Annotated in this window: 14 protein-coding genes; 10 read left to right on the forward strand and 4 right to left on the reverse strand. The window is 68.5% G+C overall.

Annotated elements, in window-relative coordinates:
- Positions 1-144: 144 nt before the first annotated feature.
- Positions 145-1077 carry a branched-chain amino acid transaminase gene (locus NJQ98_RS14450; RefSeq protein WP_262179895.1) on the forward strand — a complete coding sequence of 311 codons (933 nt, stop codon included), beginning with the start codon at positions 145-147 and terminating at the stop codon, positions 1075-1077.
- On the opposite strand, the gene NJQ98_RS14455 is transcribed toward NJQ98_RS14450, so the two are convergent.
- Positions 1074-1730 carry a DUF502 domain-containing protein gene (locus NJQ98_RS14455; protein ID WP_262179898.1) on the reverse strand — a complete coding sequence of 219 codons (657 nt, stop codon included), beginning with the start codon at positions 1728-1730 and terminating at the stop codon, positions 1074-1076. The genes NJQ98_RS14450 and NJQ98_RS14455 overlap by 4 nt on opposite strands.
- 236 nt (positions 1731-1966) lie before the next feature.
- Between NJQ98_RS14455 and NJQ98_RS14460 the strand changes: the two genes are divergently transcribed.
- The 4 genes from NJQ98_RS14460 to NJQ98_RS14475 all read left to right on the forward strand — a co-directional run bounded on the left by NJQ98_RS14460 (position 1967) and on the right by NJQ98_RS14475 (position 5260).
- Positions 1967-2512 carry a CDP-2,3-bis-(O-geranylgeranyl)-sn-glycerol synthase gene (locus NJQ98_RS14460; protein WP_262179901.1) on the forward strand — a complete coding sequence of 182 codons (546 nt, stop codon included), beginning with the start codon at positions 1967-1969 and terminating at the stop codon, positions 2510-2512.
- 68 nt (positions 2513-2580) lie between these two features.
- The gene (gene hemC / locus NJQ98_RS14465; protein ID WP_262179904.1) at positions 2581-3726 is read left to right on the forward strand and encodes a hydroxymethylbilane synthase; all 1146 of its coding nucleotides are present in this window, start codon (positions 2581-2583) and stop codon (positions 3724-3726) included.
- Positions 3723-4508 (forward strand): uroporphyrinogen-III C-methyltransferase, encoded by a 786-nt coding sequence (gene cobA, locus NJQ98_RS14470; RefSeq protein WP_262179906.1) that lies wholly within the window; start codon positions 3723-3725, stop codon positions 4506-4508. Before hemC ends, cobA begins: the two co-directional genes overlap by 4 nt.
- Complete coding sequence (locus NJQ98_RS14475; RefSeq protein ID WP_262179908.1) at positions 4508-5260, forward strand: uroporphyrinogen-III synthase; 753 nt, start codon at positions 4508-4510, stop codon at positions 5258-5260. The genes cobA and NJQ98_RS14475 overlap by 1 nt, the downstream gene beginning before the upstream one ends.
- A gap of 24 nt (positions 5261-5284) precedes the next feature.
- Here NJQ98_RS14475 and NJQ98_RS14480 read toward each other — a convergent pair whose 3' ends face one another.
- A complete protein-coding gene (locus tag NJQ98_RS14480; RefSeq protein WP_262179911.1) occupies positions 5285-6010 on the reverse strand; it encodes a PspA/IM30 family protein in 726 nt (241 codons plus the stop codon).
- A gap of 315 nt (positions 6011-6325) precedes the next feature.
- Here NJQ98_RS14480 and NJQ98_RS14485 point away from each other — a divergent pair, with 315 nt between their 5' ends.
- From NJQ98_RS14485 to NJQ98_RS14500, 4 genes are all read left to right on the forward strand, one after another.
- On the forward strand, positions 6326-6856 hold the full coding sequence (locus NJQ98_RS14485) for a hypothetical protein (protein WP_262179914.1): 531 nt from the start codon (positions 6326-6328) through the stop codon (positions 6854-6856).
- 49 nt (positions 6857-6905) lie between these two features.
- Positions 6906-8360 (forward strand): RecJ family nuclease, encoded by a 1455-nt coding sequence (recJ, locus tag NJQ98_RS14490; protein ID WP_262179917.1) that lies wholly within the window; start codon positions 6906-6908, stop codon positions 8358-8360.
- 114 nt (positions 8361-8474) lie between these two features.
- Positions 8475-8711, forward strand: coding sequence for a hypothetical protein (locus tag NJQ98_RS14495; RefSeq protein WP_262179919.1), 237 nt, complete (start codon positions 8475-8477; stop codon positions 8709-8711).
- Positions 8712-8772: 61 nt separating this feature from the next.
- The gene (locus tag NJQ98_RS14500; protein ID WP_262179921.1) at positions 8773-9093 is read left to right on the forward strand and encodes a DUF5783 family protein; all 321 of its coding nucleotides are present in this window, start codon (positions 8773-8775) and stop codon (positions 9091-9093) included.
- A 21-nt stretch (positions 9094-9114) separates the two neighbouring features.
- Here NJQ98_RS14500 and NJQ98_RS14505 read toward each other — a convergent pair whose 3' ends face one another.
- On the reverse strand, positions 9115-10140 hold the full coding sequence (locus tag NJQ98_RS14505; protein ID WP_262179923.1) for a hypothetical protein: 1026 nt from the start codon (positions 10138-10140) through the stop codon (positions 9115-9117).
- Positions 10133-11065 carry a S49 family peptidase gene (locus NJQ98_RS14510; protein ID WP_262179924.1) on the reverse strand — a complete coding sequence of 311 codons (933 nt, stop codon included), beginning with the start codon at positions 11063-11065 and terminating at the stop codon, positions 10133-10135. The genes NJQ98_RS14505 and NJQ98_RS14510 overlap by 8 nt, the downstream gene beginning before the upstream one ends.
- Before the next feature lie 132 nt (positions 11066-11197).
- Between NJQ98_RS14510 and NJQ98_RS14515 the strand changes: the two genes are divergently transcribed.
- Complete coding sequence (locus tag NJQ98_RS14515) at positions 11198-13171, forward strand: heme-binding protein (RefSeq protein WP_262179926.1); 1974 nt, start codon at positions 11198-11200, stop codon at positions 13169-13171.
- Positions 13172-13180 lie beyond the last annotated feature (9 nt).

The following is a 13180-nucleotide window of genomic DNA, read 5'->3' on the forward strand; positions in this document are numbered from 1 at the left end:
TTCGTGTCGTCGGGCGGACACGGTTGTGAACGGTCGACACGGACCGTCAACACTCTTAACGGAGGACCGCAATGGGGTAGATATGACACGCGACGAGCCGTTCGCCGGTACTGACAGCCAGCGAGGAACGCGGGGGCCGACAGCATGAGCGGTCGCCCGGAGATGTTCGAGAGTGTCGACGAGATATGGCTCGACGGGGAGTTCGTCGACTTCGAGGACGCCCAGATTCACGTCCTCACCCACGCGCTCCACTACGGCACCGGCGTCTTCGAGGGCGTTCGCTGTTACGGGACCGAGCAGGGGCCGGCCATCTTCCGCTGGGAGGAGCATCTGGACCGCTTCTACGACTCCGGGAAGGTGTACGACATCGACATCCCGTTCTCGAAGGCGGAACTCACCGAGGCCACGGAGGAGCTCATCCGGCGCGAGGGGCTCGACTCCTGTTACATCCGTCCCATCGCGTTCTACGGCTACGGCCCGCTGGGCCTGAACCCGGAGGAGTCGCCGGTGCAGGTCGCGCTCGCTGTGTGGCCTTGGGGCGCCTACCTGGGCGACGAGGCCCTCGAAGAGGGCGTCGACGTGGGCGTCTCCTCCTGGCGCAAGTACGCCTCCAGTCAGATCCCGACCAACGCCAAGACGACGGGCACCTACGTCAACAGCGTCCTCGCCTCCCAGGAGGCAAAGGCCAACGGCTACGCGGAGGCCATCGTCCTCAACAAGGAGGGCAACGTCGCCGAGGGGCCGGGCGAGAACATCTTCCTCGTGCGGGACGGCGAAATCTACACCACCGGCCTCGCCGAGTCCATCCTCGACGGTATCACCCGCCAGACGGCCATCGAACTGGCCGAGGACATGGGCTATGTGGTCCACGACGACGCCACCATCTCGCGGGGCGAGCTCTACACCGCCGACGAGCTCTTCTTCACCGGGACCGCGGCGGAGGTCACGCCCATCCGGAGCGTCGACGACAACCAGATTGGCACCGGGACCAAGGGGCCGGTCACCGACGACATCCAGTCTGCGTTCTTCGATCTCGTGGAGTCGGGCGACCGCGAGGAGTGGTTCCGCTACCTCTAGTCGTCCTCGCCCGCAACCGGAATCGTCTGTTTTCGGTCGTTCGTGTCGCCAAAGCCAGCCGAGAGGATACGCGTCAGCGCGTCCTCGACGCGTTCGTCGGTCTCCTCGTACTCGTCGGACTCGACCTCGATGACGTAGCCGGTGGTGATGTTCGGCGCGGTCGGCAGGAAGAGCACGTCGCGGCCGTCCTCGGTCGTCTGCCCGGTCTTGAACGCCGTCATCCGCAGCCCGTCCCACACTTCGAGCTTGACCGGCGCCTGGAGTTCGTCGGTCCCCCCGACGGCCGTCTCGACCGCCATCTTCGAGGCGTTGTACACCACACGCAACCCCGGCACCTGGTTCATCGCGTCGTCGAGTGTCTGTTCCACGAAGTCGCCGAAGGCCGTCCGCATCAGATAGCCCACGGAGAAGACGATGAGGACGAAAAGGACCATCGCCACGGAGACCCGGACGAACTCGACGGCGGTCGGCGTGGCGGCGCTGGCGGGAACCCCCACTGCGATGAGGAGCTCCTCGTCGACGGATGGGAGAAAGACCGACGCACCGGCGAGGATACTGTAGAGATAGACGATGACGTACGTCGTGACGAGTATCGGCAACAGGATGATGAGACCGCTCGCGAAGTCCCGCTTCCACGACGAACCCGAGGCCATATCTCCACCTGACGGCGACGGATAATCAGCCCTTCCCTTCTACGCGCCCCGAGGGCCCGCAGGACAGACGGCCCGTCTTCACTGTGTTCGCGTCGCCGTCGCCGGGACTTATCGGCCACGAGGGGCTCCGGACTGGCGGGTGACGCTCGCCACACGCCGGACACGGGTGGTCAGATAGCCGGATTTTGCCGCCCGAAGCCACATCCGTTAAGACAGCGCCACGTGACCCCGCGCACATGGACATACTCGGGGTCGTCGTAACCGCGGTCTGGGCGATGTTGCCCGCGTACGTACCTAACAACGTCGCGGTGTTGGCCGGCGGCGGCAAACCGATAGACGGCGGGCGGTCACTGCCCGACGGCCGCATCCTGGGTGACGGCAAGACACAGCGGGGAACGGTTCTGGGGACGGCGGCGGGGACCGCCGTCGCGCTGGGCCTGACAGCTATCGAGCCGGGGGTGAGCGCGCTGCTTGGCTACTCGCTGCCCACCTTTTCGGTCAGGGTCGGGCTCGGACTGGCCTTCGGGGCGATGTTCGGCGACATCGCCGCCTCCTTCCTGAAGCGCCGCACCGGCCGCGAACGGGGCGCGGCGTTTCCCGTGCTGGACCAGCTCGACTTCGCGCTCGGCGCGCTGGCCTGCGTCTGGATACTGGCGCCCGCCTGGACCGAGGCGACGTTCACGCGCCCGGTCCTCCTCGCGGTGGTGGTCCTCACGCCGCTCCTGCACGTCCTGACGAACGTCGTCGCGTACGCGCTGGGGCTGAAAGACGAGCCCTGGTAGGACTGGTGGCTGTCCGATAGTCCGTATGAAGTGATGTGCTTTTCACAGCGGCCCGTCCAAGAGTGGGTATGAGTACCTCAGGGGACACACTGCGACTCGCGACACGCGGCTCCGACCTCGCCCTTCGCCAGGCCGCCACGGTTCGCGACTCGCTCGCGAGCCGACGGCTCACGGTCGAACTGCGGGAGGTCGAGACGACGGGAGACCAGCTCACCGACGAGCTCATCCACCGGCTGGGCAAGACCGGCGCCTTCGTCCACAGCTTAGACGAGAAGGTGCTTTCGGGCGACCTCGACGCCGCCGTCCACTCGATGAAGGACATGCCGACCGAACGGCCCGACGAGCTGGTCGTCGCCGGCGTCCCCGAGCGCGCGGCCGCCGAGGACGTGCTGGTGACGCCCGACGGCGCCGCCCTCGACGACCTGCCGGAGGGGGCCGTCGTCGGCACGTCGAGCCTGCGCCGGAAGGCCCAACTGCTCGCCGAGCGCCCGGACCTCGTCGTCGAGCCCCTTCGGGGCAACGTCGACACCCGCATCGAGAAGCTGCTCGCCCCGTCGCTCCAGCAGGAACACCAGGAGCGCCACGAGGCCGAGGAGGAGCGGAAGGAACACGCGGGCAACGAGGACGACGACTACGAGTTCCCCTACGAGCAGGACGTCGAGGCGTGGTTCAACGAGCTGTCGGAGCTGGAGCGACGGGCCATGGAACGGGACCCGGACACCGAGTACGACGCCATCGTGCTGGCGAAGGCCGGGCTCGACCGAGCCGGGCTGACCCACCACGTCAGTACGGTCGAACTCGACCCGGAGGAGTTCATCCCGGCCCCCGGCCAGGGCGCCCTGGCCGTGACGGCCGTCGACGGCGAGCTCGCGGCGGACATCCGCGACCGCCTCGACGACGACCGGACGCGCGTCGAGACGACCGTCGAACGGACGATTCTGGCGGAGCTGGGCGGGGGCTGTGTCGCCCCGATCGGTATCTACGCCAGGCTCGCCGGCGGGGTCGTCAGAACCGGCGTCCGCGTGCTCTCCCAGGACGGCACCGAGAACATCCAGGTCACCCGCGACCTCCCGGTCGAACGCCACATCGACGCGGCCCGGGACCTCGCGGCGGAGCTCGCCGACCGAGGCGCAGACGACCTCATCCAGGCTGCAAAGCGGGACAGCGGCGGGGCCGACGACGACGCCGCGACCGCGGCGGAGGAAGACGAATGAGCGATGGGGCCCACGAAGGCGAGAGCGAATCGACCGTCGGGAAGGTGTATCTCGTCGGCTCCGGCCCCGGCGACCCGGACCTGCTGACGGTGAAGGCAAAGCGCCTGCTGGAGGAGGCCGACGTGGTGCTCCACGACAAGCTTCCCGGCCCCGAAATCCTGGGGATGATTCCAGAGGAAAAGCGCGAGGACGTGGGCAAGCGCGCCGGCGGCGAGTGGACGCCCCAGGAGTACACGAACACCAGGCTCGTCGAGACCGCCCAGCAGGGCAACGTCGTCGTCCGGCTCAAGGGCGGTGACCCGACCGTCTTCGGCCGCGGCGGCGAGGAGATGGTCCACCTCGCGGAAAACGACATTCCGTTCGAGGTCGTCCCCGGTATCACCAGCGCCATCGCCGGGCCGGAGGCGGCGGGCATCCCCGTCACCCACCGCGACTACGTCTCCTCGGTCTCCTTCGTCACGGGCCACGAGGACCCCACCAAAGACGAGTCGGCGGTCGACTGGGCGGCCCTGGCCGACACCGGCGGTACTATCGTCGTCCTGATGGGCGTCGGCAAGCTCCCCGCCTACACCGGCGAGCTACTGAACTACGGCATGGACCCGGACACGCCGGTGGCGCTCATCGAACGGGCGACCTGGCCCGACCAGCGCGTCGCCACGGGCACGCTCGACACCATCGTCGACGTGCGCGACAGCGAGGGCATCGAACCGCCCGCCATCACCGTCATCGGCGAGGTCGCCGGCGAGCGCGAGCGCGTCGTCGAGTTCCTGGAGGGTGCCTGATGCGGGAGACGCCACGGCTCCGGGTCGCGGCCTTTCGCCCCGACGACGAGCGCCTCGCCGACGCCGTCGAACTGCTGGAATCGCTGGGCGCGGACCCCGTTCCGGACCCGATGCTCGCCGTCGAACCGACGGACGCGACCCCGCGCGAGGACTGTGACTACGTCGTCCTCACCAGCAAGACCGGCGTGGAACTGGCCGCCGAGGCCGGCTGGGACCCCGGCGAGGCGACCGTCTGTGCCATCGGCGAGTCGACCGCCGCGGCGCTGCGTGAGGCGGGCTACACCGTCGACGTGGTTCCAGAGGAGTTCTCCTCGACCGGGCTCGTCGCCACGCTCGAAGCAGAGGTGGCCGGCGCCCGCGTCGAGGTCGCCCGCTCGGACCACGGCTCCGCGGTGCTGACCGACGGGCTCGACGACGCCGGCGCGTACGTCCACGAGACCGTCCTCTACCGGCTCGTCCGGCCGCCGGAATCGGGCGAGTCGGCCGAGCTCGCGGCCGACGGCGACCTCGACGCCGCCCTGTTTACCTCCTCGCTCACCGTCGACCACTTCGTCGACGCGGCCGATGAGCGCGGCGTCCGGGACGATGCCCTCGAAGGACTGAAGGACGCGACCGTCGGAACGATTGGGAATCCCACGAAGGAAACGGCGGAAGCGGCCGGGATACGGGTCGACGTCGTCCCCGACACCGCCGACTTCGAGACGCTGGCCTGCGAGGTTGTCGAGGCGGCCGCCCCCACCCACCGCGAGTAGCCCGGGCTCGGCCAGACGCCGTATTCAGTCGGCGGGTTCGGTCGCCCGGTCCTCGCTCGCCAGCTGGGCCCGGAGGGTGTCGAGTTCGTTCTCGACGGACCGCTCGGTCGAGAGCCGGTCTAGCTCCCGGTCGATGTCGTCGCCCTCCGCCAGGACGCTCTCCAGTTGGCCCGTCTCCTCCAGTTCCTCCAGCGCCTCGGCGCGGGCCTCCATGCGCTCGGTGCGCTCGGTGGCCCGCTCCATCGCTCGGCCCACGTCGTCTATCGTCTCGCCGACGCCGGTGAAGGCCTCGCTGACGCGGGCCGACGCCTCGGCGGCCTCGTAGCGGGCCTTGACGGTCTCCTTGCGCGCGCGGAACTGTTCTATCTGGCTCGCAAGCTCCGCCCGCTTGCCGACCAGCCGGTCCTGGGTCTCCTGGAGGCTCGTTATCTGCTCGCCGAGTTCGGTTATCTGGGAGACGTGGGCCTGTTTCTTCTCTAGGGCGCGCCTGGCGAGGTCCTCCCGGTCCTGGCGCATGGCTTCCCGGGCCTGCCCGTCGTACTTCTCGACGTTCTCGCGGAGCCGCCGGCGGTGTATCTCCAGGCGTTTCTTCTGGGTCGTCACGTCGGCGACGGCCCGCGTGACTTCCTGGAGTTCGTCGCGTAGCTGTTCGTAGGAGTAGTCGAGTTCGCTTCCGGGGTCCGAGCTCCGGTTTATCAGCGCCGACAGCTTCGAGCGGATGGCGAAGGCGAGGCGGCTGAGCAGGCTCATCGACCGACCCCGGCGATAGCGCGGCAGTGATTCATGCGTTCGTATAGGAGTGACGACAAGATAACGCCATCGGGAGAAAAGTGGCGGTCCGCTCGCTCGGCGTTCACGCGTTCCTGTCGGTCTATAAGCCACGCATACCGTAAGTAGCTGCGAGGTTGTTACCAATCTCGGATTATTGATATGATTGCCCAGCGTACGCTGGGTATCGATGGCGAGACCCCGTTCGACGGCCGACGCCCCGCTGGCCGGCCCCTCGCTGCCGACTGTGGGGGCCTGCGGGTCGGCGACTGATGGCGACACGGAGCGGCGGGACTGATGGCCGACGACTGGCCGGTCGTCGGGCTCCTCGCGGTCCTCGGCGTCCTCCTGGTGGTGACGGCCGGCGTGGCGCTGACCGGCCTGTTCGGGCTCTTTGGCTCCGGCGGGACGGGCACTGCGACCGAGTCGGCGGCGGTGCCGACCCCCACGGAGACGCCGCCCGCCGAGCGGGGGACGACCGCGGGCGAGCCCTTCACGCTCGACACCCGCCGGGTCGACCCGTGCGGGATGCTGTGTCGCAACGTGACCTCGACGGTGACCAACGAACAGTCCACAGTCGCACGCGACCTGACTGTCCGGACGCGGCTCTACGCGGGCAACGACACCGACGGCGAGGTCCGCTGGCGGGGGACCGAGCGAGTGGCCCGGCTCGGTCCCGGTGAGACCTACACCGCGACCCAGCGGGTCGAACTCCAACTGGACGCCGCCCTCGCAGTCCGCGACGCCGACGGCTGGGTGACTATACGCACGACCGTCGAGAGCGCCGACCAGTCCGTCACCATCACTGACCGTCGACAGGTCACCTGAGCCGGCGCTCCTGAAGGCTTTTATCCGGGGGCGCTCCTACCTCGCCACGATGAGTGCTCCCGTCCCCGCGCTGGCCGACCGCGCGACGTCGTGTGCCGACCGACTCCGCGCGGCCGACCGCGTGTTGCTCGCCTCCCACATCGACGCCGACGGCCTGACCAGCGCCGCCATCGCCGCGTCGGCGCTGTCGCGGGCGGGGATTCCGGTCGAGACGGTGTTCAAGAAGCAACTGGACGCCGACGAGATAGCATCCATCGCCGCGAGAGACGAGGCGCTAGTGCTGTTCACCGACTTCGGCTCCGGGCAGCTCGACGCCATCTCCGAACACGTCGCCGCGGGCGACTTCGAGGCCGTCGTCGCCGACCACCACCAGCCCGCCGACCCCGAGGACTGTCACCCTGACGCCGTCTACGACACCGACGGCTACGCCGACTTCGACTACCACTGTAACCCGCTGCTGGTCGGCATCAACGGGGCCTCGGAGCTGTCGGGGGCCGGGGCGGCCTACGCGCTGGCCCGGGCGCTGGAGTCCGAGGACGGGGACAACCGCGACCTCGCGGCGCTGGCCGTCGTGGGCGCCGTGGGCGACATGCAGGCCGTCGGCGGCGAACTCGTCGGGGCAAACAGCGGTATCGTCGAGGAGGGCGTCGCCGCCGACGTACTGACCGAGGGGACGGACCTCTCGCTGTACGGCAAGCAGACCCGCCCGCTCCCGAAGCTCCTAGAGTACGCCACGGAGGTCCCGATTCCGGGCATCTCGAACGACCAGGCCGGCGCCACCCGGTTTCTGGAGGAGCTCGGGCTGGACCTGAAACGGGAGGGCGAGTGGCGGACCTGGGCGGACCTCACCGACGACGAGCGCCAGACCGTCGCCAGCGCGCTGGTCCAGCGCGCCGTCAAACGCGGCGTCCCCGCCGACAAGATAGAGTCGCTGGTGGCCACGACCTACACGCTGACTGCAGAGCCGACCGGGACCGAGCTCCGGGACGCGAGCGAGTTCTCGACGCTGCTGAACGCCACCGCCCGCTACGAGCGGGCCGACGTGGGGCTTGCGGTCTGTCTCGGCGACCGCGAGGCCCCCCTCGAACAGGCCCGGAAACTGCTGGCGAACCACCGCCGCAACCTCTCACAGGGGCTCGACCTGGTCAAGGAGCGCGGCATCACCCACGCCGACCACGTCCAGTACTTCGACGCCGGCGACGCCATCCGGGAGACCATCGTCGGCATCGTCGCCGGGATGGCGCTGGGAACCGACGGCGTCGACGCCGACAAACCCATCGTCGCCTTCGCCGACGCCGACGGCGAGACGAAAGTGTCGGCACGGGCGACCGGCCCGCTCGTCGGTCGGGGCGTCGACCTCTCGGTCGTGATGAGCGAGGCCGCCCGCTCGGTCGGCGGCGACGGCGGGGGCCACGACATCGCCGCCGGCGCGACGGTGCCGGCGGGCGAGGAAGAGGCCTTTATCGCCGCCGCCGACGAGATCGTCGCCGACCAGCTCGGCTGAGTCGGCTCGCCGTGGCGTGTCTGGACCGGGTCTGAACGCCCGTCGAACCCCGCTCCCGCTCGGTACCCGTTCGGCAGCAAGAGCTATACGCTATCACGCGAGATACTCCGACACATGGACCGCCGCGTACTGTTCGACGCTCTGCTGGTCGTCGTCGGCGGGCTCGTGGCCTACACCGAGACCTTCGGCTTCGCCGACCCGCGGGCGACTATCCGTGAGATACTGGTCGTCTTCCTGAATCTGGACGTTCGCGTTTACCTCGTTCTCAGCGGTCTCTTCGGTATCGTGTTCGTCGGCTACCTCGTGGTCTACCTGCCACAGAAGGACGCCCAGACCGTCCGCTCGCGATAGCCGCCCCACCGTGTGGCGGGACTCCGCACCACCTTTATTGTGGGCGACCCTCCCCCCGGTCATGACCGACTTCGACCCCGAGCAGTTCGAGGACAAGTACGCCAACTACTTTCCACAGCTCCAGAAGGCGTATCAGCAGGCGTTCGAAGTGATGAACGACCGCTACGACTCCGAACTCGTCCACGCCATCGACCAGCAGATACTCAACGAGTCCGAGCCGTTCTACGACGACGACCAGGGGTTCTACGTCGAGCTTCCCGAGAGCCCGGTCGACCGACTCACGGCGATTATCGTGGACGACGAGAAGCTCTCGACCGTCCTGGAGGAGTACGTCGGCCAGATAGAGACCGAACTCCACGATATCTTCGGCGTCGAGCGCTGAAAAAAGCGACCGCGAGGGTTTCTACGGAGCTATCGGCGTCGGCGTGGTCTCGTCACTGCCGCCGACACTGCCCGTCCCGGTGCCGGTGTCGCCGGTACCGGTGCCGGGTCGACCGCCGAAGCCGCTGCTTCCGGGCGCGTCTTCGGGCGACTTATCGCCGGACACGAGGAAGTCGAGCAGGTTCCCGACCAGCACTTCGTTGTCGGCCCGGTAGAGCCACTCCTGGTCCATGATGCTCGAATCGCCGACCGCGACGAGGTTCCCGGTCCGCGTGAGGACGGGGTAGGTCTCGGAGCGGCGGGTCGTCGACTGCGTCGTCCCCTCGGTGGCGGTCAGCGCCGCCTGACCGCCGTTGACACCGACCGACTCGTGGAGTACGACCCGGTCGACGCCCTCGGTGAGCGAGGAGTCACCGGACGGCGTCGCGTAGACGTTCCGGTAGTTGTTGGAGTTGTCCCCCATGTTGTACAGGTAGCCGTTGTCGTAGGACAGCCCGTACTCGTTGGTCAGGGGCAACAGCGGGTTCGGGGACCCGGCCGCGGCGGAGCCCAGCAGCCCCCCGAGGCTGACGGTCGACCCGCCCTGTGGCTCGTTCAGCAGGACGACGCGGCCACCGGCGTCGGTGAACGCCTGCATCCCCGCGATATCAGATTCGGGGATAGTCCGGCTGGCACCGATGAGGATGTACGCGTCGGCCTCGCTCAGCGTGCTGTTCAGGCCAAAGCCCGAGCCGCCGGAGCTAAACCGGACCTCGGCTCCGTTCTCGGTCAGCGTGTTGGCCATGGGCGTCACCGTCTCCGGCGTGACGCTGGAACTGTAGGTGGTGTCGATGACGACCACCTGTCCCTCGGCGTCTTCGGACATCGTCAACTCGCCACTCTCGTCGGGGACCTCCGCGACCGAGTCGCCGGTGTTGAACGCCGAGGCGTCCGCGTCGTTGGTCGCGGGTGCGGACTGGCCGCCGACCCCGTACGCGAGGGAGCCGACGACGACGGCGAGGACCAGGACCCCGACGAAGACGCCGGCGCGTTTCGCGGCGCTACTCATCGCGAACACCTCCCTGGGCGGTGTCGTTGTACGGGGTCTGTTCGTTCTCCAGCGTGCCGTAGAGCATGAGGAATCTGATTCTGTCGACGCCGCTGTTGCCGCTCGCCGACTCCTCGGCGGTCGCGGTGCTGTTCGCGTCTGTACCGTTCGATGTCAGCAGGCTCAGCGACTGCGTCGGGTCGGCCGGGTCCCGGTAGCTCACCTGGTAGTTCGAGACGCCGGCGTCGTCGGCGGCCGCCGCGATGGCGTCCTCGGTGTTCCCGAGCTCGTCAGCGTAGCCGGCCTCGACCGCGCGGCCGCCGACGAAGACGGTCGCCTCCGCGACCGTCTCGCGGGGGACGGTGAGGTTGTCACCGCGTTCTTGCATCACCGAGCCGACGAACGCGCGCCGCATCGACTCGATTGCGGCGTAGTACTCGTCCTGTGTCATCTGGCCGGCCTTGTCCGGGCCGGTGGTGACGCCGCTCGGGAGGCCACTCGACGGGACCGCCCCGCGGACGCCGACGCTGCCGACGAGGCTGCCCGGCGTGACGAAGATGCCGTCACTGGGAATGGCGGCGTAGTATCCGCCCGAGGCGGCGGCGCCCCCGACGCTCGTGTACACCGGCTTCTCGTTCGAGAGCCGCTTTATCGACATGTACATCGATTCGCTGGCCGGGGCACTGCCACCGGGGGTGTTGATGTCCAGTACGACTGCTTTCACGGAGTCGTTGTTCCGGAGGGCGCGGATTTCCTGGACGGTCTGCTCTGCGGACCCTTCAGTTATCGGTTCGTCTATACTTACCACGACGACGTGGTTCTGATTGCTTTCCGCGACTGCCACCGCGTACGGTGCCACTGCGGCGCCGATGAGGAGGGCGACGATCGCGAGGACTGTGTACGACTGGAGGGCAGTCGCCACATATTCATCAATTTGATTATCCATGGGCACTACATTTCGCCGGTAACGCGTATAGATTATAAAACTACATGACTGGACCAAGCGGCGCACAGCTTCAAACAGCGTCGGTCACGGCGATATGGCAAGGTTCCTTATGCTCGCCCTGCAAGCGCCGATATGGACCAACGGACGCCACCCCAGACCGAGGAGGGCTGGTACGTGCTCCACGACTGTCGCCGCGTCGACTGGGACGCCTGGCGCGACGCCCCCGAGCGGGCGCGTGACCGAGCGCTCACGGAGGGTATCGACTTCCTCGAGGGATACGAATCGGTCGCGGACGCCGAGGAGGGCCAGACGGCTGTCTACACCGTCATGGGCCACAAGGCCGATATCATGATACTGCATCTGCGGCCGACGATGGCCGACTTGGACGCCGCGGAGCGCCACTTCGAGCAGACCGACTTCGCGGCGTTCACCGAGCAGGCCTACTCCTACGTCTCGGTCACGGAGGCGTCGGGCTACACGGAGAAGTCCCGGGAGTACTTCGACGGCGAGGTCGACGACGACTCCGGCCTGGCCCAGTACATCCAGGCGCGGCTCCACCCCGACGTGCCCGACGAGGAGTTCGTCTGCTTCTACCCCATGAGCAAGCGCCGGGACCCCGAACAGAACTGGTACGACACCGACTTCGAGGAGCGGGCCGCCCACATCAAGCGCCACGGCGACATCGGCCGGGGCTACGGCGGGGACGTGAACCAGATGATCTGTGGCTCCATCGGCTTCGACGACTGGGAGTGGGGCATCACGCTGTGGAGCGAGGACATGACCAACATCAAAGAGCTGCTGACGGAGATGCGCTTTGACCCCTCGACCTCCAAGTTCGCGGAGTTCGGCCCGTTCTACGTCGGCCGCCGGTTCGAGCCGGCGGACCTCCCCGCCGTCATGGCCGGGCACAGGGTCCCGACCGACGACGCGGCGGGACAGCCGGCCGGCAACGACCCGGCCCACGCGACGGCGACCGACGGCCACGCGGTCGCCGACTCCGGCCACGCCGCCGGCGACACCGGCAGTCACGGCAACGCCCACCCCGGAAGCGCCGGCGAGGGCGACCACCCACACGGCGACGACACCGCAGATGCGGACCACCCGACGAGCGACGGGACGGACAGCGGCGGGGGCGGCACCGGCGGCCGGCCCGACGTCTCCGGGGACTTTGAGGAGGTCGACGACGCCGCGGGGCGGCTCGGCCGGCTCGGCCTCCACGAGGGCGAGAGCTACGACGCCGGCGACTACGCGCTCGTCTACCACTCCTCGGCCGACGCCGAGGACCTCGTCGACGAGGTCGAGGAGCTCACCGAGAGCTTCGACCACTACGACCGCCACGTGACGACGACCGTGCGGGCCCAGAGCGGCCAGAGCTACGTCGTCAGCATCTGGACCGCCAAGGAGGCCGCCGAGACCGCCGCCGGCTTCCTCGGCGACCTGGCGGGTATCGAGGAGCGCGTCGGCGGCCCGCTCGGGGAAGCGAGCGATGACGCTGACAGCGGCGAACAGGCCGCCGCCTCCTCCCAGTCCATCCGCGAGGAACTGGACGCCGAGGGCGTCTACGCCGGCCAGCCACACGGCGAGGACGTCTACGCCTTAGTCGTGTACTCCGAGACCGACCCCGAGACGCTGGCCGACGAGGTCGCGGACCTGCGGGACGCCTTCGACCGCTACGACACGCACGTGCGGACGACCGTCTACCGGGACGCCGACTCCGACACCACCGCCGTCGCCTCGCTGTGGGACACCGAGGACGCCGCCGGCACCGCGAGCGACTACCTCACCGACCTCCCCGGCGTCGTCCATCGACAGGCCGAGCGCGACGGCTTCGGGACGATGGGGATGTTCTACACCGTCAAGCCGGAGTACCGCGAGGAGTTCGTCGAGAAGTTCGACACCGTCGGCGGCCTGCTCGAAGAGATGGACGGCCACCGCGAGACCGCGCTGTTGGCGAACCGCGACGACGCGAACGACATGTTCATCGCCAGCCAGTGGGACAGCAAGGAGGACGCCATGGCCTTCTTCCGTTCCGACGAGTTCTCCGAGACCGTCAGCTGGGGCCGTGACGTGCTGGCGGACCGCCCGCGACACGTCTTCCTGGCCTGACCTCACACG

The sequence above is a fragment of the Haloarcula laminariae genome, assembly GCF_025457605.1.
GTDB lineage: Archaea > Halobacteriota > Halobacteria > Halobacteriales > Haloarculaceae > Haloarcula > Haloarcula laminariae.

Bases quoted from the DNA above. Each gene is read 5' to 3' on its own strand.
- NJQ98_RS14450 (WP_262179895.1), top strand. From the start codon at position 145: ATGAGCGGTCGCCCGGAGATGTTCGAGAGTGTCGACGAGATATGGCTC.
- NJQ98_RS14455 (WP_262179898.1), bottom strand. From the start codon at position 1,730: ATGGCCTCGGGTTCGTCGTGGAAGCGGGACTTCGCGAGCGGTCTCATC.
- NJQ98_RS14460 (WP_262179901.1), top strand. From the start codon at position 1,967: ATGGACATACTCGGGGTCGTCGTAACCGCGGTCTGGGCGATGTTGCCC.
- hemC (WP_262179904.1), top strand. From the start codon at position 2,581: ATGAGTACCTCAGGGGACACACTGCGACTCGCGACACGCGGCTCCGAC.
- cobA (WP_262179906.1), top strand. From the start codon at position 3,723: ATGAGCGATGGGGCCCACGAAGGCGAGAGCGAATCGACCGTCGGGAAG.
- NJQ98_RS14475 (WP_262179908.1), top strand. From the start codon at position 4,508: ATGCGGGAGACGCCACGGCTCCGGGTCGCGGCCTTTCGCCCCGACGAC.
- NJQ98_RS14480 (WP_262179911.1), bottom strand. From the start codon at position 6,010: ATGAGCCTGCTCAGCCGCCTCGCCTTCGCCATCCGCTCGAAGCTGTCG.
- NJQ98_RS14485 (WP_262179914.1), top strand. From the start codon at position 6,326: ATGGCCGACGACTGGCCGGTCGTCGGGCTCCTCGCGGTCCTCGGCGTC.
- recJ (WP_262179917.1), top strand. From the start codon at position 6,906: ATGAGTGCTCCCGTCCCCGCGCTGGCCGACCGCGCGACGTCGTGTGCC.
- NJQ98_RS14495 (WP_262179919.1), top strand. From the start codon at position 8,475: ATGGACCGCCGCGTACTGTTCGACGCTCTGCTGGTCGTCGTCGGCGGG.
- NJQ98_RS14500 (WP_262179921.1), top strand. From the start codon at position 8,773: ATGACCGACTTCGACCCCGAGCAGTTCGAGGACAAGTACGCCAACTAC.
- NJQ98_RS14505 (WP_262179923.1), bottom strand. From the start codon at position 10,140: ATGAGTAGCGCCGCGAAACGCGCCGGCGTCTTCGTCGGGGTCCTGGTC.
- NJQ98_RS14510 (WP_262179924.1), bottom strand. From the start codon at position 11,065: ATGGATAATCAAATTGATGAATATGTGGCGACTGCCCTCCAGTCGTAC.
- NJQ98_RS14515 (WP_262179926.1), top strand. From the start codon at position 11,198: ATGGACCAACGGACGCCACCCCAGACCGAGGAGGGCTGGTACGTGCTC.